General features: G+C 70.8%; 24 protein-coding genes. 7 read left to right on the top strand and 17 right to left on the bottom strand.

The features are described from left to right. Positions 1-137 precede the first annotated feature (137 nt). On the top strand, positions 138-806 hold the full coding sequence (gene elbB, locus GGD89_RS07735) for an isoprenoid biosynthesis glyoxalase ElbB (RefSeq protein ID WP_184043792.1): 669 nt from the start codon (positions 138-140) through the stop codon (positions 804-806). A 27-nt stretch (positions 807-833) separates the two neighbouring features. Here elbB and GGD89_RS07730 read toward each other — a convergent pair whose 3' ends face one another. Both GGD89_RS07730 and GGD89_RS07725 read right to left on the bottom strand, forming a co-directional pair. Further along, a complete protein-coding gene (locus GGD89_RS07730; RefSeq protein WP_184043790.1) occupies positions 834-1,553 on the bottom strand; it encodes an LrgB family protein in 720 nt (239 codons plus the stop codon). Beyond that, a complete protein-coding gene (locus GGD89_RS07725; RefSeq protein ID WP_184043788.1) occupies positions 1,550-1,927 on the bottom strand; it encodes a CidA/LrgA family protein in 378 nt (125 codons plus the stop codon). The genes GGD89_RS07730 and GGD89_RS07725 overlap by 4 nt, the downstream gene beginning before the upstream one ends. 231 nt (positions 1,928-2,158) lie before the next feature. Between GGD89_RS07725 and GGD89_RS07720 the strand changes: the two genes are divergently transcribed. Continuing rightward, on the top strand, positions 2,159-2,704 hold the full coding sequence (locus GGD89_RS07720; RefSeq protein ID WP_184043786.1) for a hypothetical protein: 546 nt from the start codon (positions 2,159-2,161) through the stop codon (positions 2,702-2,704). 284 nt (positions 2,705-2,988) lie between these two features. On the opposite strand, the gene GGD89_RS07715 is transcribed toward GGD89_RS07720, so the two are convergent. The 10 genes from GGD89_RS07715 to GGD89_RS07670 all read right to left on the bottom strand — a co-directional run bounded on the left by GGD89_RS07715 (position 2,989) and on the right by GGD89_RS07670 (position 13,239). After that, entirely contained in the window at positions 2,989-4,335 is a 1,347-nt protein-coding gene (locus GGD89_RS07715; protein ID WP_184043784.1) for a dihydroorotase, read from the bottom strand. Positions 4,336-4,355: 20 nt separating this feature from the next. Next, positions 4,356-5,408, bottom strand: coding sequence for a glycosyltransferase (locus GGD89_RS07710; protein WP_184043782.1), 1,053 nt, complete (start codon positions 5,406-5,408; stop codon positions 4,356-4,358). Positions 5,409-5,623: 215 nt separating this feature from the next. Beyond that, positions 5,624-6,601, bottom strand: coding sequence for a glycosyltransferase family 9 protein (locus tag GGD89_RS07705; protein ID WP_184043780.1), 978 nt, complete (start codon positions 6,599-6,601; stop codon positions 5,624-5,626). A gap of 12 nt (positions 6,602-6,613) precedes the next feature. Further along, the gene (locus GGD89_RS07700) at positions 6,614-7,666 is read right to left on the bottom strand and encodes a glycosyltransferase (RefSeq protein WP_184043778.1); all 1,053 of its coding nucleotides are present in this window, start codon (positions 7,664-7,666) and stop codon (positions 6,614-6,616) included. 68 nt (positions 7,667-7,734) lie between these two features. After that, complete coding sequence (locus tag GGD89_RS07695) at positions 7,735-8,463, bottom strand: NAD-dependent deacylase (protein ID WP_184043776.1); 729 nt, start codon at positions 8,461-8,463, stop codon at positions 7,735-7,737. Between the two features lie 38 nt (positions 8,464-8,501). After that, positions 8,502-9,314 (bottom strand): type I methionyl aminopeptidase, encoded by an 813-nt coding sequence (gene map, locus GGD89_RS07690; protein WP_184043774.1) that lies wholly within the window; start codon positions 9,312-9,314, stop codon positions 8,502-8,504. Positions 9,315-9,327: 13 nt separating this feature from the next. Next, positions 9,328-10,062, bottom strand: coding sequence for a DNA/RNA nuclease SfsA (gene sfsA, locus GGD89_RS07685; RefSeq protein WP_184043772.1), 735 nt, complete (start codon positions 10,060-10,062; stop codon positions 9,328-9,330). A gap of 19 nt (positions 10,063-10,081) precedes the next feature. Beyond that, positions 10,082-10,990 (bottom strand): methyltransferase domain-containing protein, encoded by a 909-nt coding sequence (locus GGD89_RS07680; RefSeq protein WP_343058560.1) that lies wholly within the window; start codon positions 10,988-10,990, stop codon positions 10,082-10,084. 153 nt (positions 10,991-11,143) lie between these two features. Continuing rightward, positions 11,144-12,724 (bottom strand): TRAP transporter large permease, encoded by a 1,581-nt coding sequence (locus GGD89_RS07675; RefSeq protein ID WP_343058559.1) that lies wholly within the window; start codon positions 12,722-12,724, stop codon positions 11,144-11,146. Beyond that, on the bottom strand, positions 12,721-13,239 hold the full coding sequence (locus tag GGD89_RS07670; protein WP_184043768.1) for a TRAP transporter small permease subunit: 519 nt from the start codon (positions 13,237-13,239) through the stop codon (positions 12,721-12,723). Before GGD89_RS07670 ends, GGD89_RS07675 begins: the two co-directional genes overlap by 4 nt. Positions 13,240-13,616: 377 nt before the next feature. Here GGD89_RS07670 and GGD89_RS07665 point away from each other — a divergent pair, with 377 nt between their 5' ends. Both GGD89_RS07665 and thiS read left to right on the top strand, forming a co-directional pair. Then, complete coding sequence (locus GGD89_RS07665) at positions 13,617-16,361, top strand: DUF4175 family protein (protein WP_184043766.1); 2,745 nt, start codon at positions 13,617-13,619, stop codon at positions 16,359-16,361. A 195-nt stretch (positions 16,362-16,556) separates the two neighbouring features. Continuing rightward, entirely contained in the window at positions 16,557-17,558 is a 1,002-nt protein-coding gene (thiS, locus tag GGD89_RS07660; RefSeq protein WP_184043764.1) for a sulfur carrier protein ThiS, read from the top strand. 49 nt (positions 17,559-17,607) lie between these two features. Here thiS and GGD89_RS07655 read toward each other — a convergent pair whose 3' ends face one another. From GGD89_RS07655 to prfB, 3 genes are all read right to left on the bottom strand, one after another. Beyond that, positions 17,608-17,964: a hypothetical protein gene (locus GGD89_RS07655; RefSeq protein WP_184043762.1), complete on the bottom strand. Its 357-nt coding sequence runs from the start codon at positions 17,962-17,964 to the stop codon at positions 17,608-17,610. Positions 17,965-18,085: 121 nt separating this feature from the next. Then, positions 18,086-18,922, bottom strand: coding sequence for an alpha/beta hydrolase (locus GGD89_RS07650; protein ID WP_184043760.1), 837 nt, complete (start codon positions 18,920-18,922; stop codon positions 18,086-18,088). A 26-nt stretch (positions 18,923-18,948) separates the two neighbouring features. After that, positions 18,949-20,065, bottom strand: a protein-coding gene (prfB, locus tag GGD89_RS07645) for a peptide chain release factor 2 (RefSeq protein ID WP_184043758.1) whose coding sequence is annotated in 2 segments (ribosomal slippage) — positions 18,949-19,995 and positions 19,997-20,065 — 1,116 coding nt in all. Because the reading frame shifts where the segments join, the coding sequence is not laid out codon by codon here. A 666-nt stretch (positions 20,066-20,731) separates the two neighbouring features. Between prfB and GGD89_RS20625 the strand changes: the two genes are divergently transcribed. From GGD89_RS20625 to GGD89_RS07630, 3 genes are all read left to right on the top strand, one after another. After that, positions 20,732-21,091 carry a NepR family anti-sigma factor gene (locus GGD89_RS20625; RefSeq protein WP_425503023.1) on the top strand — a complete coding sequence of 120 codons (360 nt, stop codon included), beginning with the start codon at positions 20,732-20,734 and terminating at the stop codon, positions 21,089-21,091. 26 nt (positions 21,092-21,117) lie between these two features. After that, on the top strand, positions 21,118-21,729 hold the full coding sequence (locus tag GGD89_RS07635; protein ID WP_221238370.1) for a sigma-70 family RNA polymerase sigma factor: 612 nt from the start codon (positions 21,118-21,120) through the stop codon (positions 21,727-21,729). Positions 21,730-21,950: 221 nt separating this feature from the next. Further along, positions 21,951-22,178: a hypothetical protein gene (locus GGD89_RS07630; RefSeq protein ID WP_184043754.1), complete on the top strand. Its 228-nt coding sequence runs from the start codon at positions 21,951-21,953 to the stop codon at positions 22,176-22,178. Positions 22,179-22,273: 95 nt separating this feature from the next. Here the strand turns inward: GGD89_RS07630 and draG are convergent, their stop codons facing one another. Together draG and GGD89_RS07620 are read right to left on the bottom strand one after the other, a co-directional pair. Beyond that, on the bottom strand, positions 22,274-23,254 hold the full coding sequence (gene draG, locus GGD89_RS07625) for an ADP-ribosyl-[dinitrogen reductase] hydrolase (RefSeq protein ID WP_184043752.1): 981 nt from the start codon (positions 23,252-23,254) through the stop codon (positions 22,274-22,276). Further along, positions 23,251-24,141: an NAD(+)--dinitrogen-reductase ADP-D-ribosyltransferase gene (locus tag GGD89_RS07620; RefSeq protein ID WP_221238369.1), complete on the bottom strand. Its 891-nt coding sequence runs from the start codon at positions 24,139-24,141 to the stop codon at positions 23,251-23,253. The genes draG and GGD89_RS07620 overlap by 4 nt, the downstream gene beginning before the upstream one ends. Positions 24,142-24,449: the final 308 nt, after the last annotated feature.

Below are 24,449 nucleotides of genomic sequence, written 5' to 3'. Positions count from 1 at the left end.
AGTCGCGCTCCTCTTCCGGCGGCGCCGGGGTCGCCGCTCTCTTGCCGGTCGCCGGGGCCGGGGACTACCCTGGCGATCGGCGCAGACCCCGGCGGTCCTCCTGTCAACGGGACCGCCCATCACGGGAGGAAATCACCATGAGCGACGCACCCCGGTTCGCCGTGCTGCTGTCCGGCTGCGGTGTCTACGACGGCGCGGAGATCCACGAAAGCGTGCTCACCCTGCTGGCCATCGACCGCCAGGGCGGCACTTATCGCTGCTTCGCCCCGGACGTGCCGCAGATGCATGTCATCGACCACCGCACCGGCGAGCCCGCCGCCGATGAGTCGCGCAACGTGCTGACCGAGGCGGCGCGCATCGCCCGGGGCAAGATCGAGGACATCACCGCCTTCACCCCGGCCGACTTCGACGCCCTGATCCTGCCCGGCGGCTTCGGCGCCGCCAAGAACCTGTGCACTTTCGCCGTGGACGGCCCGACCTGCGCGGTGGTGCCCTCGGTGGAGGCGGCCATCAAGGCGGCGCACGGCGCCGGCCTGCCCATCGGCGCGCTGTGCATCTCGCCGGCGCTGATCGCCCGGGTGCTGGGACCGGTCACCGTGACCATCGGCGCCGACGCCGGCACCGCCGAGGCGATCGGCGCCATGGGCGGCACGCACCGGGTGACCACCCACGCCGAGGTGGTGGTGGACGAGGCCCACAAGGTGGTGACGACACCCTGCTACATGCTGGACGCCACCGTCTCGCAGATCGCCGAGGGCGCCGACAACGCCGTGCGGACGCTGATGGGGATGATCGGCAAGGGATGACGGATGCGGGCCGGCGGCGCCGGTCGCCTATCCCATCAGCGTCCAGGCCAGCGGCAGCAGGATCGCCGTCAACACGCCGGCCAGGCCCATGGCCAGGCTGGCGTGGGCGCCGGTCTCCGGGCTTTCGTTGAAGGCCCGGGCGGTGCCGATGCCGTGCGCCGCCGCGCCCAGGGCCACGCCCCGGGCGCGGGGATCGCGCACCTTGAGCCACGACAGCAGCGGCGGTCCCAGCACGGCGCCGAGGATGCCGGTCAGGATCACCAAGACGGCGGTCAGCGACGGCAGGCCGCCCAGGCGTTCGCTGATGCCCATGGCGATGGGGGTGGTGACCGCCTTGGGGGCCACCGAGGCGAGCGTCGCCTCCCCGGCGCCCAGCGCGCCGGCCAGCGCCACCGCCCCCAGCGAGGCCACCAGCACCGAGGCCGGCAGCGCCACCAGCAGTCCGCGCCACTGGCGGCGCACCGTGCCCAGCGCCCGGTACAGCGGCACCGCCAGCGCCACCGTCGCCGGCCCCAGCAGCACGTGGATGAACTGCGCGCCCTCGAAATAGCGCTCGTAGGAAATGCCGGTGCCGCGCAACACCAGGGCCAGCGCCACCACCGACCACAACACCGGGTTGGCCAGCGGATGCATGCCCAGGCGCCGGTACACCTGGTCGGCCGCCAGATAGGCCAGCACCGTGAGGGTCAGCCCGAACAGCGGGTCGCGGGCCAGATAGACCCAGATGTCGGACAGCTCGGCGATCATGACGCGCGGCGCCGGACGGCGCGGGCCATCAGCAGGCCGCCCGCCGCCACCGCCAGCAGGGTGCTCGCCACCAGCGCCACGCCCAGGGGCACGGCCTCGCTGGCCAGCAGGGACAGGTGGGTGACCACCCCGACTCCGGCGGGCACGAACAACAGGGAGAGATGCTCGAGCAGGGTGGCGGTGACCCGTTCCAGCGCCTCGGGCACGACGGCGCCGTCGGCGCGCCGCCGGCGCATCCAGGCGCCGCGCAGCGCCAGCGCCAGCAGCAGCCCGAGCATGCCCAGCACCGGACCGGGCACGGGCAGGGCGAGCGCATGGCGCAGGGCCTCGCCGGCCAACTGGAAGACGAGCAACAGGGCGATCATGGGCAACATGGCGGGGGCTCCGGTCCGTGTGAGAGGGGCGTCTCTGGCTGGGTGCGGCCGATACCATGCCTGCGGCGGCTTGACGATGGCCGAGTTTCCAACCCCTGCATTACGTTTATGGACACACGACAGCTTTTTCTTGCTTCGCATTGCGCGAAAGCCTAAAATTTGTCGTGTCTTCTTGCGGGCCTCGGTTTTGTTTTTGCCTTGCAGCCCAGGCTAAATAGAGAGTTTTAACCGATGGAAATTTCAGTCAACAACAGCCATATTTTGATCCGCAGAGAGCATCAAGTAACTCAATTTTCCACTCAGTTTATTAGAAAAACAGTCCAGACAGCGCTATCTTATAGGCACAGAAAAAGAAACCCGAGGCTTGCTCGGTATATGTTTTTTGTATTATTAGTTGTTTCCTTGTCTGTAGGGGGCGCTTATGCTGATGGTGAACGTGATCTCGAAGACGCGACCTACATATCGCTCGTTTTATTATTATTTTCATGGATTTATTGGGCTTTGAATCCAAATTTCAAGAAGAAAAAAGTTACCCTGCACTATGGTACATTTGTTTCGGGTGACAATGATCGTTACAGTGTCGTTTCCCAAGACAGAGGCGTAATAACAGGCTTTATGGAGGCGTTAACAAAAGCCATGGAGCAAAAGATATCAGCAACATACAACATATCGATAGATCAATCCCTGAAAAGTGAAAATATGACCATAGATAAAATCATCGCACGCGACAGGTCGCGTGTTTCTTTGGTTGAAGGTGACGTACCATCAAAAAACTAATTCAACACGAGGCGGCAAGATGATAAGCGTTGGAAGCATAAATGCTCACGACTCTTCACAGGTGGTGATGAATGAACAGAACACGACCAACATAAATATAGAAATACCGGAAAGTATTCTTGAACAGTTGAAAGTCATGGCAGCTGAGGCTGACGTCGGAAAAGAGATCCCTCACGCCCACTTGCGCCGGCTGGGCGGTGATGTCCTGAAGGCTGTTTCAACGAAGATCGGAACGGAAAAGCTGAGCGCCCTGATAGATCAGGTTTTGGGTAATCCAAGGCCCCCTACACCCCCTGAAAACGCACCGGCTGTCCGGACGGCGGACCGAACAGTTCGCCCTCACGCATCACCACCCGGCCACGGACGATGGTCATGACCGGCCAGCCCGTCACCGGCAGGCCGTGGTAGGGCGTCCAGCCGCACTTGCTGGCGATCCAGGCGTTGTCGATCACCCGGTCGGCGGCCAGATCGACGACGGTGAAGTCGGCATCGTAGCCGCGCGCGATGCGCCCCTTGCCGGCGATGTTGAAGATCCGCGCTGGGCCGGCGCTGGTCAGGTCCACGAACCGCTCCAGGGTCAGGTGCCCGGCGGCCACATGCGCCAGCATCACCGGCACCAGCGTCTGCACCCCGGGCATGCCCGAGGGGCTTTGCGGGTAGGGCCGGGACTTTTCCTCGCGGGTGTGGGGCGCGTGGTCGGATCCGATCACGTCCACGACGCCGTCGCGCAAGGCCCGCCACAGGGCCTCGCGATGGCGGGCGGCGCGGATCGGCGGGTTCATCTGCGCGAAGCTGCCCAGCGCCTCGTAGCAGTCCGGCGCCGCCAGGGTCAGGTGCTGGGGCGTGACCTCCACGGTGACCCGGTCCCGGGCCTCGGCCAGCAGGTCCATTTCCTCGGCGGTGGTGACGTGCAGCACATGCACCCGACGGCCGGTCTCCCTGGCCAGGGCCAGCAGGCGCCGGGTGGCGGTGATGGCCGTGTCCTCGTCGCGCCAGTCCGGGTGGGCGGAGGCGTCGGCGGCCTTGGCGGCGATGGCCTGGCGGGCGCGCAGGCGGGCCTCGTCCTCGGCATGCACGGCCACCCGGCGGCGTCCCCCCATGAGCACGCGGCGCAGCGCGGCATCGTCCTCGACCAGCAGCGAGCCGGTGGACGAGCCCATGAAGATCTTGACGCCGGCACAGCCGGGCCGGGTCTCCCAGGCGCCCAGCCGGTCGGCGTTGCCGGCCGTGGCCCCCAGGAAGAACGCGTGGTCGCACCAGGCGCGGCCCTCGGCGCGCGCCAGCTTGTCGGCCAGGGCCTCGGGGGTGTCGGTGTTGGGGGTGGTGTTGGGCATCTCGAAGACGGCCGTCACCCCCCCCAGCACGGCGGCCCGGGTGCCGCTTTCCAGGTCCTCCTTGTGCTCCAGGCCGGGCTCGCGGAAGTGCACCTGACTGTCGATCACCCCGGGCAGTACGTGCAGCCCGGCCAGGTCCAGGGTCTCGCGCGCCGGCGTGGCCTCGGGCAGATCCAGGCCGACCACCCGGCCGCCGCGCACGCCCACGGTGGTCCGCCGCCGTCCGGAGGACGTCATCACGGTGCCGCCCCGCAGCAGCATGTCGACGGGACCGGGCGTCACGGCATCGTTCAGCATGGGATCGTCCCTCTCCGCGCTCAGGCGCCCTCGTTCCGGGCCAGGTGTTCGAACAGGTCGCGGTAGGCGGCCAGCACCTGGGCCTCCGTATGACCTTGGCCGAACACATGCGCGCCCCGCGCCCCCAGGGTCTGCAAGGCGCCGGGTTCGGCCAGCACCCACTTGAGGCCCTGGACGATGGTCAGGATGTCGTCGCCGGGCAGCACCACCACGTTTTCGTTGGGACGCAACACCGACTGGCGATCCAGGTGTCCCACGGCCACCACCGGCTTGCCATGCGCCCAGGCCTCGACGGCGGCGTGGTCGGGCACCCGGTCGCTGCCGGTGCACAGGACCAAATCACAGGCGTCGTACAGCGCCCCCAGGTCGTCGCGCCAGCCGAGGAACCGCACGCGGGGCTTGATGCCCAGTTCGTAGGCTGTGTGTTCCAGGGCATCACGCTCCGGGCCGTCGCCGGCGATCCACAGGTAGACGTCGGGCAGCCGTTGCAGGGCGCGCAGGATGGTGTGCAGGTCGCGCCGCTCGGTCATGCGCACGGCGGCGAACATCAGCGGTGCCTGTTGCGGCGTGAACAGGGCGCGGCGCGCCACCGCCGGCTCGGGCGCCTGATCCACCAGGGGCGGCAGCAGGTGGACCCGGTCCGCCGGCCATCCGGCCTCCAGCAGCAGCGCCTGATCGTCCCCGCAGTGCACCAGCAGATGCTGGCAGTGGCGATAGGGGTCCAGCGGCCGGCCGTTGGCCCAGCGCCCCAGCACCGGCACGCCCATGCCGGTGAGCATGGGCACCACGTCGGGCGTCCAGGCCAGCGCCAGGCCCGGCTGGAAGCGTTTCACATGCTGCCGCACCCGGCGGCGCACCAGGAACTCCAGGGTCTCGAAGGTCATCGGCACCGGATGCAGGCCGGCGTCCCGCAGCCGTTCCACGCGATCCTCGATGGCGCGCAGGATGACCAGTTGCTGGATGCCGTCCCGATGCAGGGCCATCACCAGGCGCTCGAAAAAACGCTCCGTGCCGCCGTACGCGTCACCGGTGATCGCCTGTAGCACGCGCGGATCCATCAGAGGGGCTCCCATGAAAACGTCCAGCGGTCCGATCTCTGGACCATGGTTCAGTGCGGGGTCGACCCTCTCCCCGGGGCCGAACCGGTCCGGCGGACCGGGGGGCGGGCGCCCATCTCACGGCAAAAGCCCACCCGGGTCAACGGGCGCGCCACCATCCCTGGACGCAAATGCGGTCCACGTCCGCGCCGTTCCCAGGGGCACGCCCCGGGGTCAGGCAAGACCCAGGGTCACGGCGCCGTCGCATCCCAGGGCGCGGCGATCGCCGCGACGACCGTGTCCACCGTCAGGCTTCCCATCAGGCTGCCGACACGGGTGGGATCCAAATCGGGCGGAAAAAGGGTCGCGTAGGGCTCGGGCGTTCGCACCACCCGACCCCGCGGCCCCCAGGGGGCATAGTGCTCGTCCCGCGATGGCCCGAACAGGCCCACGGTGCGGACGCCGCTGGCCGCCGCCATGTGCATCAGCCCGGAGTCGTTGCCGACGAACAGCGCGCAGCGCCGCAAGGCGGCGGCCACCGCCAGCAGCGACAGGCCGCCCACCAGGTCGATGAGCCCGGGCCCGGCCAGGGCGTCGAGCACCGGCGCCGCCGCGTCGCGCTCGCCGGCCGCGCCGAACACCGCCACGCGGGCGCCGGGCAGCGCGCCGCCGGGCGCCGTCAGCCGCCGCGCGAGGGCCACGAAGCGGTCGGCCGGCCAGGTCTTGCCGATCCAGTTGGCGGTGGGGGCCAGCGCCAGCACGGGCTCCGCGTCGGTGATCCCGGCGCGCGCCCAGGCGGCGGCGGCCGCCGCGTCGTCCTCGGGGGTGGTCCACAGCCGGGGCGCCGGTGGATCGGCGAGTCCCGCCGGCCCCAGCGCCGAGCCGATGCGCCGCACCCGATGGAGCGGCGCCCGGCCATCGACCGTGGGCCGCAGCCGCCGGCCAGCGCGCAGCAGCCACGGAACCGGGCTGCCGCGCAGGTCCACCACCAGGTCCCAGCGCTGGCCGGCGCAGGCCGCCCACAGCGCCCGCCAGTGCCCGGCGCGGGGCCGCTTGCGCAGGGCGTGAACGCGCTCCAGCCCGGGCACGGCGGTGAACAGCGGCGCCGCCACCGGGCCGCAGGCGACGGTGACGGACACGTCCGGGTGCCGCCGGATCAGGTGGTCCAGCAGGCCGGTGGACAGCACCGCGTCGCCGATGCGGCTGTTGGTGATGAACAGAAGGCGCATGGGGATCCGTCGTCAGCGTCCAAACCGGAGCCAGTGGGCTTCCAGGTCGCGGGCGACGTCCACCCAGGGGCGGCGCCGGGCCGGGTCCCGCGCTCCGGTCGACAGGTTGGCGGCCACCCCCGGCTGGGTCAGCAGCATCGCCGCCAGGTTCTCGAAAGCCGCGTCGTCCGGCGCCAGATGCCCGGTCTCGCCGTCCACCAGCCGCTCGGCGGCGCCGCCCAGCGACCGCGCCACCGCCGGCAGGCCGGCGGCCTGGGCCTCGACGAGGCTCCAGCAGGCATGGTCACCGGATGATCCCGGATGCAGGAACACGCGCGCCCGCCGCCAGGCGTCGGCCAGCGCCGCGTCGGGCCCGGGCGCGAGCACCGAGACCCCGGCATCGGCCAGCGCACGAACCCGGTCGACCCGGTGGGCGATGTCGGCGGGCACCGGCTGGCCGTTCAGCCCCGCCGTCAGCAGCACGGAGTACAGATGCAGGTGCGCGTCCGGTGCGGCCGGGGCGATGCCGGCTTCCCAGCGGTCCAGCAACCAGTCGAGGCCGTGCGCCGGGTGCACCGTGCTCACGGCGACCGCCGGCGGGTCGGGGTCCGGGTCCGCCGCCAGGAACGGCGCCGCCGCCCCCGGGGTGAGCACATGCGCGGTCAGCCCCCCGGTCCCCGGCCAGGCGCGCCGCTGGCTTTCGCTGACGAACAGCAGGTCGGGCCGGTGATGCAGCAGCCGCGCGCGCACCGCCGGGCGCGTCAGCGATGTCGGATCGCCCAGCACCCACAGGGCCTTGCGTCCGGGCCGCACCGGCAGGCGCAGCAGCGACGGCCGGCGCACGGCGACCAGAACGTCCACCGTCTCGGGCAACGAGTCGTCCTGCGCGTCCACCGGCAGCGGCAGCCAGCCGACGCCATCCACGCTGGCCGGGTCGATGATCTGGGTGGCCACGGACACCCGATGGCCGCGCGCGGCCAGGGCTCGGGCCAGCCCCACGACGGCGCGCTCGCCACCGCCCAGGGGGTCCTCGACCGGCGTCCGCCCGTCGTAGGGCACGCCGTCATCGGCAAACAGGATGCGCATGCGAGGGGTTATACGCCGCGTCCGGCGCGATCACAACGGACGGGCTGGGGGAGGCGCCGCGCCCGTCGTCAGCCGGGGATGCCCTCGGCCAGCAGGCGCTCCACATAGGCCGGCACCCGGGCGGTGGCCGGCCCCAGGATGATCTCGGCGAACAGCGAGGCCCCGTGTCCGGGCTCCATGTTCAACTCGACCGTATGCGCCCGGCCGCGCTCGCGCACCTCGGCGACGAAGCCGGCCGCCGGATAGACCGTGCCGCTGGTGCCGATGGACATGAACAGGGCGCAGCGGTCCAGGGCGTCCACGATGCGGTCCATGTACAGCGGGATCTCGCCGAACCAGACCACATGCGGGCGCATGCCGCCGCCGGCGCCGCAGGCCGGGCAGGGATCCCCGGCGCCGAGGTCCGCGCGCCAGTCATGGACGGTGTCGCAGTGACCGCAACGCGCCTTGAGCAGTTCCCCGTGCATGTGGAGCAGGTTCCGGGAGCCCGCGCGCTCATGCAGGTCGTCGATGTTCTGGGTGACCAGCAGAACGTCGTCGTCCCAGTCCCGTTCCAGCCGCGCCAGCGCCTCGTGCGCGGCGTTGGGCAGGACGGCGCCGCCCAGCAGGCCGCGCCGGCGGTCGTTATAGAACGCCTGGACGCGGACCGGGTCGCGGGCGAAGCCCTCGGGCGTGGCCACGTCCTCCAGGCGCACCTGACTCCAGACGCCGCCGGCGTCCCGGAAGGTGTCCAGGCCGGATTCCTTCGAGATGCCGGCGCCGGTCAGAATGACGATGGGACCGGATCGGGCGGGCATGGCGGTGACCTCCGAGGGCGGCGCGGGGACCCGGGCGCTCAGGCGCCCTCGTAGGGCGGAGCGTGCCACCCCTTGGGGGACTCGGTGAAAATCTCGACCCCGTCGGCGGTGACGCCGATGGTGTGCTCGAACTGGGCCGACAGCGAGCGGTCCTTGGTGACGGCGGTCCAGCCGTCGGCCAGGATCTTGGTCTCGAAACGGCCGGCGTTGATCATCGGCTCGACCGTGAAGATCATGCCCTCGCGCAGTTCCAGCCCGGTGCCCGGACGGCCGAAATGCATGACGCTGGGCGCGGTGTGGAACACCCGGCCGACGCCGTGCCCGCAAAAGTCGCGAACCACGCTGAACCGCTGCGATTCGGCGAAGGTCTGGATGACATGTCCCACGTCGCCCAGGGTGGCGCCGGGCTTGATGGCGGCGATGCCGCGCATCATCGCCTCGTAGGTCACCTCGCACAGGCGGCGGGCCTTCACGCCGACGGCGCCCACGTAATACATGCGGCTCGAGTCACCATGCCAGCCGTGCAGGATGGGCGTGACGTCGATGTTGACGATGTCGCCGTCCTTGAGCGTCTTCGGTCCCGGAATGCCGTGGCAGACCACGTGATTGACCGAGGTGCAGATGCTCTTGGGGAATCCCTTGTAGTTCAGCGGCGCGCTGACCGCCCCGTGATCGGCGATGAAGGTGGCGCACAGGCGGTCCAGCGCCTCGGTGCTGACGCCCGGGACCACGTGCGGGGCGATGAAGTCCAGGGTCTCGGCGGCCAGGCGCCCGGCGGCGCGCATGGCCGCGAAGCCCTCCGGACCGTGCAGGAGGATTTGGGGTTCGGAACGGGCGACGGCTTCGATCATGAGACTTCGTTCATCAGACGGGGGAATCCAGGTCCATGGGCAGGGCGTGGGACACGGTGACGCGCGCGGGCGTCACGTCGCAGGCCATACACACGGCGTCCACGCCCGACGCCCGGGCGCGGCTCAAGGCTTCTTCATAGGCTGGATCGAGGTCGGCCGCAATGCGGAAGCGGTCGCAGTCGCCGCGCTGGACCAGATAGACCATCATCGCCCGGTGCCCGGCGGCGACCATGTCGGTCAGTTCCTCCAGGTGCTTGGCGCCCCGGCTGGTGACCGCGTCGGGGAACTCGGCCAGGCCCCGGGCGTCGCGGCCGGTGCCCGGGTCGCGCCGCAGGGTCACGTTCTTGACCTCGACGTAGCAGGAGGGCCGGTCCGGCGCCGCCAGCAACACGTCGATGCGGCTGTTGCGGCCATACTTGACCTCGCGGCGGAGCGTCTCGTACCCGGTCAGGCCGGGTACCCGTCCCTGGGCGATGGCCTCGGCGACGATGGCGTTGGGATGGTTGGTGTTGACCCCCACCAGATGGTCGCCGATGCGCACCAGTTCCCAGGTGTACTTGAGCTTGCGCTCGGGATTGCTGGCCGGCGACACCCATACCTCGGCCCCGGGCGGGTTGACCGACAGCATGGACCCGGAGTTCGGGCAATGGGCGGTGACGGGCGTGCCGTCCTCCAGCAGCACGTCGGCCATGAATCGCTTGTAGCGCTTGACGAGGGTGCCGCGCAGCAGGGGTGTGGGGAAGTCCATGGGCGTCGGGTGTCCGGTCTCAGGCGTGGGGATCGGCGGCCAGGATCTCGGCCAGGCTGGTCCGCGCGCTGCCCCGGGGCCTGGGCGCGGGCTGGCTGGCGTCGGGGGCCCAGGCGGTCAGGGTGATGACCTCGAAGGTGGCCGGAACGCGGCCGTCGGCGCCGGTGTGGCGCTCCTGGTAGAGCGCGGCGGCGCGCGCCAGCACGGCCCGATGGCCCAGGTCGCGGCGGCGGGTCAGCACGGCGTTGGCCTCGCCCATGCCGCGCAGGTCGGCCATCAGCGCCAGCGGAGTCTCGTAGCGGACGGTGATCACCTCGGTGTCCGCCGTCGGCAGGGCGAAGCCGGCGCGCGACAGCAGGTTGCCGGCGTCGCGGACCTCGGTCAGGGGGGAGGTCCTTGGCGACAGGCCGCCGGCCACCTCCATCTCCGCGTCCGCCAGGCAGGTCCGCAATTCGACAAGGGTGGCGCCGCCCAGCAGGCTCGCCAGGAACAGGCCGTCGGGCCTGAGCGCCCGGCGCGCCTGGATCAGCGCCCCGGGCAGGTCGTTGACCCAGTGCAGGGACAGGTTGGACAGAATGGCGTCCAGCGAGGCCGGAGCCATCGGCAACGCCTCCTCGTCACAGGCCAGCACCGGCCCGGACGGCGCGAGGCCGCGTCCCGCCGCGCGGGCGCGCGCGGCCAGGGCCGGGGACAGGTCGGCCTGGATCAGGGTCTCGATGCCGCCCCGCTTGTCCCCGGGGCGGCGGTGCAGCGCCCGCGCCACCTCGCCGCCGTGGCAGCCCAGGTCCAGGGTCAGGGGGAAGCGGCGGGTGATGTCCTCCAGGCGCTCCACCAGGCGGGTGGCGGTCTCGTCCATGAGGAAGGAAAAGCCGTCCCAGCCGGCGGCGGCGCGGTCGCGGCGGCGGCGCAGCAGGGCGCGGTCGAACACTCGCGCGGCCCCGGGGGTGGGCGCGGGCCGGGTCGTGGCGGTGGCTATGGCGGCGGGCGGACGATTGCTCATCCGCCGAATATGGCGCGACCCGGCGGCGGTGTTAAGGGTGGGTGTGACGGCGGCGCGATCGCCGTCCAGGCCGCGCGGGACTCAGTACAGCATCCCCGGCAGCCAGCGGGTGACGGGCGGCCACAACCAGATGAGCGCGATGCCCACCAGTTGCAGCACGATGAACGGCGCCACGCCGCGATAGATCTGCCCGGTGCTGACCGACGGAGGCGCGGCGCCGCGCAGGTAGAACAGCGAGAACCCGAAGGGCGGCGTGAGGAAACTGGTCTGCAGGTTCACCGCGATCAGCACCGACAGCCAGATGGGATCGTGTCCCATCAGGATCAGCAACGGCGCGATCAGCGGCAGCACGATCACCGTGATCTCGACGAAATCCAGCACGAAGCCGAGCGCGAAGATCAGCGCCATGCAGAACAGCAAGGCTCCGGTGGGACCGCCGGGCATGGCGGTCAGGATGGACTCGATGCGCTCCTCGCCGCCCAGGCCCACGAACACCAGCGAAAAGATGCTGGCCGTCAGGATGGTGGCGAAGATCATGGCGGTGATCACCAGGGTCCCAGTCAGGGCGGGCTTGAGCAGGTCGGCCCCGCCCAGCCGCCGCAGCGCCGCGCCGGCCGCCGCCAGGCCCACGCCGGCCAGCGCCAGGTAGCCCGCGCCCATCGCCCAGTCCAGCGTCGCCGCGTCGCCCCGTTGCAGCCGCACCGGCGCCGCGCCCGCCGCCACCCCCAGCAGCAGCAGCGCCCCGGCGCCCCCCAGGATCAGGCGCGACGAGCGTCCCGCCGCGCCCCCCAGCCGCGCGCCGGCCATCAGCACCGCGCCCACGGCGCCCACCGAGGCGGCCTCGGTGGGGGTGGCGACGCCCCCCAGGATCGAGCCCAGCACGGCGACGATCAGCAGCACCGGCGGCACCACGGCCTTGAGCACCGCCGTCAGGTCGGGCCGGTCCTCGCGCGCGGCCGCCATGGCCGGGGCATCGGCCGGACGCAGCCAGGCGCGCCCCAGCAGGTAGGCGATGTAGATCCCCACCAGCATCAGCCCGGGCATAAGTGCTGCGGCGAACATCTGGCCCACCGACAGCGTTTCGATGGTGAACTTGCCCTGTTCGTACTGAGCCTGCTGATAGGCGTTGGACATCACGTCCGACAGGATGATGAGCAGCGTGGACGGCGGGATGATCTGCCCCAGGGTGCCCGAGGTGCAGACGATGCCGCAGGCCAGCGGCGTGTCGTAGCGGTTCCGCAGCATGGTCGGCAAGGCGATCATGCCCATGGCCACCACGGTCGCGCCGACGATGCCGGTGGAGGCCGCCAGCAGCGCGCCCACCACCACGACCGAAACCCCCAGGCCGCCCCGCAGCGGGCCGAACAGGCGGCCCATGGTCTCCATCAGGTCCTCGGCGATGCGGCTTTTTTCCAGCACCACGCCCATGAAGACGAACAGCGGAATGGCGATCAGGACGTCGTTGGTCAGCAGCCCGAAGGCGCGCTGGCCCAAGGCGCCCAGCAACGCCACGTCGAACTGCCCCAGCGCCCAGCCCAGGCCGGCGAACAGCGTGGCCACCCCGGCGATGGTGAAGGCCACCGGGTAGCCCAGAAGGATACCGCCGATCAGGGCGGCCACCATCAGGAGGTCGAGGGGAAGACCGTCGCCGACACCGGTCACGAGCGCGCCTCCCCGCCGCGGCCGCCCCGCAGGCGGATCAGGTCGCGCAACAGGCAGGCCAGGCCCTGGATCAGCAGCAGGACGCAGAAGGCCGGGATCAGCGACTTGAGCAGGAACGACGCCGGGATGCCGCCCACCGAGATCGGTCCCTCTAGGATCGCCCAGGCGCGCCACACCGACGGCCAGGAGGCCCAGGCCAGCACGCCCACCGCCGGGGCCAGGAAGGCGAGATGGCCAAGGACATCGACGGCCGCCCGGCCGCGCGCCGAGAGTCGCGCGTAAAAGATGTCGACGCGCACGTGTCGATCGACCAAAAGGGTGTACCCCGCCCCAAGCATGAACACCGCGCCGTGCAGGTACAGCACGCTTTCGGTGAGAAAGATGAAACTAACGCCGAAGACGTAGCGCAACAGCACGATGATAAACTGCAACAGCACCATGACCAGCGCGCACCAGCGCACCGTGGTGCCCACCAGCACATTGAGCGTATCCAGGCGGTCGGCCAGGGCGAGCATTTGCGGATCTCCAGGGCGGAACCGGCGTTGCCGCCACGATGCCCCGTCGACCCCCAATCTGACAATGGTCATTATCGACCAGAGTCTCTCTGGTCGCCGGGGTCATTCTCGACCAGAGTTCTCCGGCTGCCGGAGTCGTTCTCGATCAGGGTTTCCCGGTCGACGAGGACCGCCGCGATCGGACATCGCGGGGCCGGGACCCGTGGCGCCGGGACCGGCCGCCACACTTTTGCCGCTTGGCGGCCATGGAAGGGCACCATCGCAGGGGCTATCTTGACATCATGATACGGCCTCAGACGACAGCGCGCGGACCGGCGACCGGTGACGGCTCCGGCGCGACCGCCGAGACCCCGGGCGCCGCCCTGCCCCGGAGACCCGTGCGGCTGTCGGCACTGGCCCTGCTGGTCGAGGATCTGGCGCGGCGGCTCTGGCCGGCGCTGACATGGGCGGCGCTGACCCTGGCGGCCCTGCTGTCGGGCCTGCTGCCGCTGCTGCCCGGGTGGCTTCACCTGCTGGTGTTGACGGTGCTTCTGTCGCTGACGGCGGCCACCCTGACGGTGGGCCTGCGCGGCTGGCGTCCGCCCTCCGAGACCCAGGCCCGCGCCCGCCTGGAAGCCTCCGATGGCGCCGAGGCTCACCGGCCGTGGACGGCGGCGGCCGACTCGCTGGCGTTCGGGGCCGACGACGCGCTGGCCCGCGCGCTGTGGACGCGACACCAGGAGGCCATGGCCGCCCGCGCCCGGGCCTTGCGCCCGGCGCCGCCCCAGCCCGTGCTGGCCCGCCACGATCCCCGGGCGTTCCGGGTGCTCGCGCTGATCCTGCTGGCGGTGGCGGCCGTCGTCGCCGGGCCCGACCCCTGGGCGCGGATCCTGCGCGGGCTGTCGCCGCATCTGGGCACGCCGCCGCCACCGGTGTTGGCGCAAGTCTGGATCACCCCGCCGGACTACACCGGACAGCCACCGCTGTACCTTCAGGCGCGCCCGGACGATCCGGCCCGGGGTGGCGACACCGCCGACGCCGGCGCCGCCGACCGGCCCGCGCCGGCGCGGGAGGCGGACGCGGGTTTGCCGCCCCACTCCCCGGAGCCCCTGACCGTGCCCGCCGGCAGCGCGGTGCTCGCGGTGCTGCGGGGGGGACGGGGGACCGGACGGCTGGACCTTGGAGCCGAGCCCACGCCCCTGGATGTCCTGGGGGACGGGGGCCAGCGACTGACCGTCACCGTCGACTCGGGAACGCGCCTGCGCCTTATCCAGGCCGGCCGGCCCCTGATCGACCGGCCGCTTCGGGTGCGGCCCGATCAGCCGCCGACCGTGACCCTGGTCGAGCCCCCGGCGGCCGACGCCCAGGGTGCCCTGCGGATGCTCTACCGAGCCGAGGACGATCACGGGGTCGCCGCCGTGCGCGCGCTGGTGCGTCCGGCCGGGGGACAGCGCCTGGGCGTGCCGCTGGATCTGGAACTGCCCGCCCCCCCGCCGGCCACCGACGGGTCGGTGGCGGCGCGGGAGCCCCAGCGGGCGCGCCGCGACCTGCGCGCCCATCCCTGGGCGGGCACGTCGGTCGCCGTGCGCCTACGCGCCGAGGACGCGCGCGGGCAGACCGCGCGGACCAAGGCCGTGACCCTGGTGCTTCCAGACCGCCGCTTCACCCACCCGGTGGCCCAGGCGGTCGCCGATCTGCGCCGCGCCCTGGTGCTGGCGCCGCACCGCGCCCGCGCCGTGGCCCAGGGCCTGAACGATCTGGCCGACGATCCCTCGGCCTATGACGAGCGCCTGCCCGTGTTCCTGGCCCTGAAGGCCGCCGCCGCGCGCCTCACCCTGGCGCCGCATGGCCAGGCCCGCGACGAGGACCTGCCGCCCCTGTGGTCCATCGCCCTGGCGCTGGAGGACGGTAGTCTCGCCCTGGCCCGGCGCGCCCTGGCGGAGGCGCGCGAGGCCCTGCGCGAGGCCATCGAGCGGGACGCCCCGGCCGACGACATCCAGCGCCGCCTGGACGCCGTGCGCGAGGCCATGGCCCGCCTTCAGGAAACACTCGCCGAGACGCTGCCCTTCGCCAGCCTGCCGGTGCTGCCGCCGTTGCCCGAGAACGGCGCCATGCTGCGCCCCGACGACATCAGCCGGATGCTGGACGACCTCGCGGCCCTCAACGACCTGGGGGCGAAGGAGGCCGCCGAGGCGCTGCTCGACCAGATCGACCAGATGCTGGACCAGTTGCAGGGCGCGCGACCGCCGACGGCGGCGGAACTGCGGGCCATGACCGAGATGGCCGAGATGGCGCGCCGGCTGCGCGACGTGGTCGAGCGTCAGCAGGCGCTTCTCGACGAGACCTTCGCGCTGGATCCGGCGGCCGCCGACGGCCCGCGACCGGAAGTTGTCCCGCCGCTCTCGCGCGTCCTGGAGGACTTGCCGCTGCATGGCCGGCGCCTGCTGGCGCCGCCCCCCTCGGGGGTGGCCCCCGACGTGACCCTGCCCTTCGACCTGGGGCCGGACGGCGACGGCAGGCCGCCCAGCACCGGTGACCTGCGCCGCTGGCTGGAGCCGGCGCCCCCGGCCGATGCCTCGCCCGCCGTCGAGGGCACCCCGCCGGCCCCGCCGGCCGAGGTGCGGATCCCGGCCGAGGTCCTGGCCGACCTGGAGGGCCGGCAGCAGGCATTGCGCCAGATGCTGGAAGACCTGATGGCCGATCTGGCCGAGCGCACCAGCGACATGCCCCCCGCCCTGAACGAGGCCAATCTGGCCATGCGCGACGCCGAAGGCGCGCTGGCCGAGGGCGACATCGGCGCCGCCGCGCGCGCCCAGGGGCGCGCCCTGGAGGCGTTGCGCCAGGGCGGCGACCAGGCCATGGCCGGCATGGCCCGGCGGATGGGGCTGCGCACCCTGGGGGTGGGCGGCCTGCCGGGCCTGCCCGGTCCCGGCCTGGGGCGCGGGCGGGGGCCGGGCCAGGGCCGCGATCCACTGGACCGTCCCGTGGGCGGGGTCAGCGACGACGGCGTCGGGCGCCTGCCCACGGAGCCGGACACCCGCCGCGCCCGGGACATCCTTCTGGAGCTGCGCCGCCGCGCCAACCAGCCCGACCGGCCGCCGCCGGAGCGGAACTACCTGGACAGGCTGATCGCGCCGTTCTGATCCGGGTCGGGATCGGTCCGCGTCCGCCGCCCGACCGACCCGGTCGTGTCCCGGCGCCTCCCATGGGCGCGGTTGAATCCGCCGGGTCGGAGACCCATACTCTGCCTGCGGACTTCGGCCGGCCTCCCACGGGAGAGCGCCGACAGGCCCCGATTCCTCCATCCCTTGCACGACACAGTCTGAAAGCGCGTTACCATGCTCGTCACCATCAACGGCGAATCCCGTGTTCTCGACACCACCTTGTCCGTGGCCGACCTGCTGGCCACCATGGGCCTGGACGGTCGCAAGGTGGCGGTCGAGCGCAACCGCGAGATCGTGCCGCGCGCCACCTACGGCGACGCCCGGGTCCAGGAGGGCGATACCCTGGAGATCGTGCACTTCATCGGCGGCGGCGCGCCCGACACGGCGGTCACCGGGGTGGACAGCGAGGACGAGGGTTTCGTGGTGGCCGGCCGCAGCTTCCGGTCCCGCCTGCTGGTGGGCACCGGCAAGTACAAGGACTTCGAGGAGACCGCCCGCGCCCTGGAGGCCAGCGGCGCCGAGATCGTCACCGTGGCGGTGCGCCGGGTGAACGTGTCCGACCCCAACCAGCCCATGCTGATGGATTACGTGGATCCCAAGGTCTACACCTACCTGCCCAACACGGCCGGCTGCTTTACCGCCGACGACGCGGTGCGCACGCTCCGCCTGGCGCGCGAGGCCGGCGGCTGGGACCTAGTGAAGCTGGAGGTGCTGGGCGACCAGAAGACGCTTTACCCCAACATGCCCGAGACCTTCGCCGCCGCCGAGGCGCTGATCGCCGACGGCTTCCAGGTGATGGTCTACTGCAACGACGATCCCATCGCCGCCCAGCGCCTGGAGGAGATGGGCTGCGTGGCCATCATGCCGCTGGGGTCCATGATCGGCTCCGGCCTGGGGATCCTCAATCCGGTCAACATCCGCCTGATCAAGGAGACGGCGTCGGTGCCCGTGCTGGTGGACGCCGGCGTGGGCTGCGCCTCCGACGCCGCCATGGCCATGGAACTCGGGGTGGACGGCGTGCTGCTCAACACCGCCATCGCCGGGGCCAGCGACCCGATCCGCATGGCCAGGGCCATGAAGCTGGCGGTGGAGGCCGGGCGGCTGTCCTACCTGGCCGGCCGCATCCCCAAGAAGCGCTACGCCGATCCCAGTTCGCCGCTGGCGGGGCTGATCTAGGATCCGCCAGGGGGGCCGACGGGGCGCCGGGGTCCCTCGCCCCACCGCGCTACCGGCCGTTTCCGTCGCCCGGCCCCGAGGCGTCGTCGCGGAACACCATGTCCAGGGCGATGCCGGCGCTGACCTTCCTCACCGACTTGGACGACTGGCGCGGCAGGGGGATGCGCCGGTCGATGCAGTACTTGATCAGCACCGCCGCCAGGTGCGGTCCGCCCAGGGACAGCGTGTTCTGTTGCCCCACGCGGGTCTGCACGGCGACGGAGACCTCCAGCGGGTCGGTGCGGTGAAACGACGTGTCGAGAAGCCGGGCGCCCTTGAACATCTGTTCGTTGGCCGCCATGAACGCCCGCAGGGCGTGATCGAATTCCGAGGGGCTCAACACGACGCGGCGCATTTCAATCGGCATGGCGGCCCGCCCGTTGCACGCTATTGGGTAAGTCCGCCCGCAGGATACCGCATCGCTGGCCCTCCATACAGGGCGTGTGTGGGACGGCGCCGCCGATCCGGGGATCCCCCACCTCCTCCCGCTACCGGACACCCGTGTCGGACAGGAACGCCAGCACGCGCGGGCCGGCGCCCACGTCGAACAGGTTCACGTGGCCGCCCTCGGGGAACAGGATGTCCTTGGCCTGGGGGTTGCCGGCCGCCCGCGCCGCCTCCACCAGGGTCTTGCCCATGGATGGCGGCACGACCCGGTCGCGCCCCCCGCGCAGGGCCAGCAGCGGCGCGTCCAGCCGCCGCACGTCGTCCATGTTGTCGAAGGGATGCCGCAGCAGGCCGTCGATCATGAACAGATAGTACTGGCGCCAGACCATGTCGGCGATGGAGGTGAAGGCCCCCTCCAGCACCACGGCGGCGGCGCCATGGTCGGCGGCCAGGGGGAGGGCGCTGCCGGAGCCGATGGACTCGCCATAGAACACCCGCCGCGCGGGGCCGATGCCCTCGGCTTCCAGGATCCCCAGGGCGGCGCGCCCGGCGTCCAGGAAGGCGGCCTCGCCCGGGTGGCCGGGGTTGCCGTTGTAGCCGGGCTGGCCGACCATCATCATCCCCAGGCCGTTGTCCAGGAAGAAGCGCGCCTTGTCCAAGCGCTGCGCCCAGTTGCCGCCGTTGCCCTGGAAGTAGACCACCACCGGGCCGGTTCCGTCGCCGGGGGGCGGCGCGTACCACGACGTCAGGGTCAGGCCGTCGGCGCTTGTGGCCGTCACCGGCCGCAGTTCGGGCGCCTCGGTCTCGGCCGGCGGTGGCGGCCGGGGGCCCGGGTGGAACATGAACCATTCCTGGAACAGGAACATCGACGCGCCATAGGCCACATAAAGCATGGCCACGCCGCCGATGGTGGCCAGGGTCCACCCCAAGGTTTTCATGGTTTCTCTCCGCCGGTCAGGCCGTGCTACCCGTCGTCTCCGGTCACCCGCACCCGCGCGGCCAGGGCGGCGGACATGAAGCGGTCGAGGTCCCCGTCGAGGACCCCCTGGGTGTCCGAGGTCTCCACGCCGGTGCGCAGGTCCTTGATCATCTGATAGGGTTGCAGCACGTAGGAGCGGATCTGGTGGCCCCAGCCGATATCGGTCTTGGTGTCCTCCAGGGCCTGGGCGGCCTCCTCGCGCTTCTGCAACTCCATTTCGTACAGGCGCGCGCGCAGCATGGTCCAGCAATGCGCCCGGTTCTGGTGTTGCGAGCGCTCCGACTGGCATTGCACCACGATGCCCGAGGGCAGGTGCGTGATGCGTACCGCGCTGTCGGTCCGGTTGACGTGCTGGCCGCCGGCCCCCGAGGCGCGATAGGTGTCGATGCGGCAGTCCTTGTCCTGGATGTCGATCTCGATGCTGTCGTCGATCACTGGATAGACCCACACCGACGAAAAGCTGGTGTGGCGCCGCGCGGCGCTGTCGAAGGGCGAGATGCGCACTAGGCGGTGCACGCCGCTTTCCGTCTTCAGCCAGCCATAGGCGTTGGCGCCGGCGATGCGCAGGGTGCAGGACTTGAGGCCGGCCTCCTCGCCCTCGCTTTCCTCCAGGGTCTCGACCTTGTAGCCCTGGGCCTCGGCCCAGCGGGCATACATGCGCGCCAGCATGCGCGCCCAGTCCTGGGCCTCGGTGCCGCCGGCTCCGGCGTTCACCTCCAGGAAGCAGTCGTTGCCGTCGGCCTCGCCGGACAGCAGGCTTTCCAGCTGGCGCCGGTCGGCCTCGGCCTTCAGGGCGCGCAACTGCTCCATGCCCTCGGCGATGCTGTCCTCGTCGTCCTCCGCCTCGCCCAGCTCGATCAGCGTGGCGGCGTCCTCGACGCCGGTCTCCAGGGCGCGGAAGGCGGTGATCGCCGCGTCAAGCCGGGTGCGTTCGCGCATCAGCGCCTGGGCGGCGGCGGCGTCCGTCCAGAGATTGGGATCCTCGGCGAGCGCGTTGACCTCGTCCAGGCGGCGCAGGGCGTTGTCCCAGTCAAAGATGCCTCCTCAGCAGGGCCATGGCCTGCTTGATCTCGTCCACCAGGGCCTGGGCCTCGGCGCGCATGAAACTCCTCCCTGTCCGACCTGGAAACGGCGCCGTCGCACCGGGACCCGATCGAGCGTCAACCGGATCGAGAGCGACAGGCGATGGACAATAGTCATCCGGCATAAGGGCGTAAAGCCCGGGCGACGTCCCGAACCGGGCCGTGTCCGAGGGGGCGTCGCGCGACGCGCTGATCCGTGTGGGGGGATGTCGATCGGAATTCGAACCATGGAATGGAAGAAATTTATCGAACAAAGCTTCGGATTTCTCGATGGGGGTTATAGAAAAACGGCGGCCCCTGATGTATAACTGTGGTCACAGGGAAGGGCCGTGATGGAAAGATCGACCAGAAACGGGTCCCTATAGAGAATGTGGCGAGATTTTGTCACGTTCTTGGCACTCTTATGATGTCTGATCGATGAATTTTTGTGGCCATGTCTCTTCAGTTTCCCCCTTTTCTTCGATCGTTGCCATCCTATATGCTGTTTCAGAAGCGCGGGAACGAGGGAACAAATCCCTGGCTCCAGCGTTTCCACTCCGGGGCCTGGCCGCCAAGAGCCGGGTCGCCCGTGATCTCGTGTCACGGGATCCGCCGGGGTGACAGCGCATTCGAGACCTGCCCGGGCCGCTCGTCGGCCTCGTGTCGCCCCACTCAGAACCTGGATCGTCGGTTGGTGGAGCGCGCACATGTGGCAGACCTTCATAAGGCTTGGTTTTCCCCGTGCAACGGGTGGAGGCAATGGAGACGCCGCCGGGGGAAGACGGAGAGGCCCGTTCAGGTCCCATGCATGGCCCGGTGAGGACGCGCATGGGGCATCATCCGGTCGGACCGTGGTCATCTGGTCGCGGGATGATGATGAAGCCTGGGCAACCTCTCGCGTTCGGCACATGTACGATGAGGTGGTCAGCGAACCCTTGCCCGAGTCCTTCCAGTCGTTGGTGAACACATTGCGACGTGGGGAGGACCGTCCCGAAGACAGGGGCAAGGAGGATCCGGAAGACGCGCTGACGGACAGACCACCGACGGATCGAACGCCTGGGCCTTGATCATCGGGAATGAAAGGAGCCGGCCGATGTCATCCTTTAACCAGGACCTCATCGACGCCTTGCCCCACATGCGGGCCTTTGCCTACTCCCTGACCAGCGACCGCGCTCTGGCGGACGATCTGGCGCAGGAGGCCGCGACACGGGCCCTGAGCAACAGCGACAGCTTTCAGCCCGGCACCAACTTCCGCGCCTGGGTGTTCACCATCGTGCGCAACACGTTCTACTCGGAGTTTCGGCGCAGCTGGCGGCGCCACGAGCAGGCCGACGAAGACGGCATGTTGCGGGCCAGCGAGCCCAGCAGCCAGCAGGCCGCGCTGGAACTGGACGATTTCAGGCGGGCGTTTGCCTGTCTGACGGACGAGCAGCGCGAGGTTCTTGTCCTCGTGGGGGCCGCCGGATTCGATTACGAGCAGGCCGCCGCGATCGCCGGCTGCGCCACCGGCACGGTCAAGAGCCGTGTGTCCCGGGCGCGCCGCGAACTGCGGACGCTGCTGGAGTCGGATGCGCTGTCGGGCCCCCGTCGTCCGATCGGAGACAACGATGGTCTGATGGCGGACATCGACCGTCAACTGGGCCTGGTGGCCGAGACCGTTCCGAGCGCCATCGCCGCCGACGCCAGAACGGCAAGCGCGGCTTAAGCAAAAAGGGGCTTTTCCTCTTTCTCTCTCGTTTGTTGCGGACTGTATCATGCCTGTCGGTGTTACGAGCCCGACATTGGCAAGCGAGGGCTGTCCTTGGCTCTGCCGAATCAGGGTCAAGGACAGCCAGTAGAGGTTGTTCAGCCTTCACCGTGAGGGTCTCGGCGTGGCCCGCGTGGCCGCTCCTCCCTCATCGGCCCTGACGAAAAGGAGATGGGTCCATGACCGCTCGCACGACCATTGCCCTGGCCATCGCCGCGCCGTTGGCCCTGGGCGCCTGCTCCAACATGACCAAGCAGCAGCAGAGCACCCTGAGCGGTGGCGCCATCGGCGCCGGCGCGGGTGCGGCCGGCGCCGCCATCCTGGGCGGTCCGGTCGGGGCCGCGGCCGCCGTGGGCGGTGCCGCCGGTGCCGCCGCCGGCTTCATCAAGGAGGAAATGCGGGAGTAGCCCGCGCCCACCCCCCTCCACCGACTTTCATGACTTTCTTCTTCTCGCCCCAGCGGCGGCCCCACAAGGGCCCCCCTGGGGTCTTTTTTGGGTCCTCACGGGTGTTTCCGCGCGCACCCGTTTTCCCTCTCCCGGTCCACCCCGCCCTCGGACCCGATCGCGGCCCCGACCTCCGCCAGATCCAGCAGGGCGCGCACCTGGGCGCGGATCTCCCGGCGGACCGTGCGGTCCAGCCGGCCCAGCCATGCCGACGGAATCGCGTGCACGCCATGGGTGGCGCCGGCCAGCATGCCGGCGATGGCCCCCGTGGTGTCGGCGTCGCCCCCCTGGTTGACGGTGGCCACCACGCAGGCGCGGAAGCCCTCGGTGCTGAAGTAGTGGTGCAGGACCGTCTGCATGGTATCGACGATGTAGGCCGAGCTGTGCCCCCGATAGGGGCTGTACCGGAACGTCGGGTGGGCGGCGATCAGGCGGTCCGCCTCGGCCCGCACGCCGCCCTGGCGGTCACCGCGCAGGGCCGCGTGCACCATGCGCACCAGCGCCACGCAGGCGGCGTCCGAGCGGTCCATGTGGTGCGTGATGCGCGCCTGACCCAGGGTCCAGGCCGCGATGCGGTCGTCCGGCGTCCCCAGGGTGGCGAGGGCCAGCGGCACCAGCCGCATGGCGGCGCCATTGCCGCCGTCGCCGGGATTGTAGGGGGCCTCGGTGGTGCCCTTGGCGAGATAGCGGCGGATACCCCGGCGGACCGTGTTGCCCACGTCCACCGGGCCGCCTTTCAGCCAGGCGGCGAACGCCTCGGCCACCGTCACGGCGTCGAACCCGCCGGCGTCGATGAGCGCCCGGCCCAGCGCCAGCGCCATCTCGGTGTCGTCGGTCACCTGGCCCGGCTTCAGGCGCAGCCATCCCCCGCCGATCAGGCGGTCGTGCACGCCGTGCTGGTGGGCGATCTCGCCCCTGGTCATGAACTCCACCGTGGCGCCCAGGGCGTCGCCGACCGCCAGGCCCAGGTAGGCGCCCAGCGCCCGGTCCTCCAGGACCGCGCGGGCGTGGAACGGGTGGGGGGCATCGGTTTTCATAGCGTGGACATCCTGACCACATAGTCACCGCCGAGCACCAGGTACTCGGCCTCTCCCTTGAGCGGGTGGCGCGGCAGCAGACCGTCGAAGAAGACGACCTTGGTCGCCGGCACCCGCACCGTGAGGATGCGATCGCCGAAGCAGTCGGCGATCGACCGGTCGCTGGTGAAGGAGGTGAGGTTGTTGAAGCGCACCAGGGCCGACGTCTTGTCGTGGCGCGCCAGGACCTGATCCTCGCCCATCGCCGTGACCCCGCGATACAGGACCAGGTGACCGTCGGCGCCCGGGCCGAAGCGGCGCAGCATCCACTGGCAGAAGGTGAACACCAGGTCCAGTTGGCCATGAATGGCGTTGTCGTGAAACCGGCTGCTCATCTTCTGCTCCACGTAGCGGACCCAGGCCGGGCAGGGGATCCGCCGGATCGGCGCGCCGTGCCAGGTGGGCAGCAGGCCGAAGCGGCTTTCCACCCATCCCTTGAGGACGGCGCCCTCGGCGTTGCCGGTGTCGAACACCCAACCGCGCAGCAGGCGCAGGTAACTGGACCGGAACCGCCGGGTGCCGTCGGCCGGCCGTTTGTCGGGCCGGTCGCGGGGGTCGCGCTGCTCCGCCTCCAGGCAGAAGCTGGCCGCCATGAAGGCGTGGAAGGCGCGCACGGCGTCGGCCTGGTCCTCGGCCTCGTCCAGCATCTCGAACAGGCTGGCGCTGGTGGGCCGCACGTGCGGCAGGTCCAGTGGCCGGGGGCGCAGGTTGAAGGCCGGACTGGCCAGCACGGCGGTCGGAATGCCGACCATGTTGCTGCTGTGGCCCTGGGGGGCGGGCCGGGGCGGTTCCTCGGCCAGCAGATCCAGGGCCAGCGCGGACGCGGGCGGAGGGGGCTCGTCGATCATGCCGGTCGCTCACGCAAGGCCCGTGCCGGCCGGCGGGTGTGGTTCGGACCCGACAGGGAGGCCCGTCCTGTGTCGATCCCGACACGCCGGGGGGCGTCGTGTCGTCTTCCGGACACCCCTGTCGGATGTCGTGTCGGCCGGGGTGTTTCCGCCGAATCCCAGGCATTCCGGGCGCTTTCGGCATCACGCGGGGGCGTCGCGGGGTTGGCACGGGGCTTGCCGAAGCAGGGTCAAGCGGCGCCGTGGCCGTCGCTGGACCATCCGCCCCCTCGTCCCGGGGGGCCATCCCGGACCGGAAAGGAGACCCT

Source organism: Roseospira visakhapatnamensis (genome assembly GCF_014197915.1).
Taxonomy (GTDB): domain Bacteria; phylum Pseudomonadota; class Alphaproteobacteria; order Rhodospirillales; family Rhodospirillaceae; genus Rhodospira; species Rhodospira visakhapatnamensis.
Note: the sequence above shows the minus strand (reverse complement) of the source record. Positions and strands in the feature narration are given on the sequence as shown.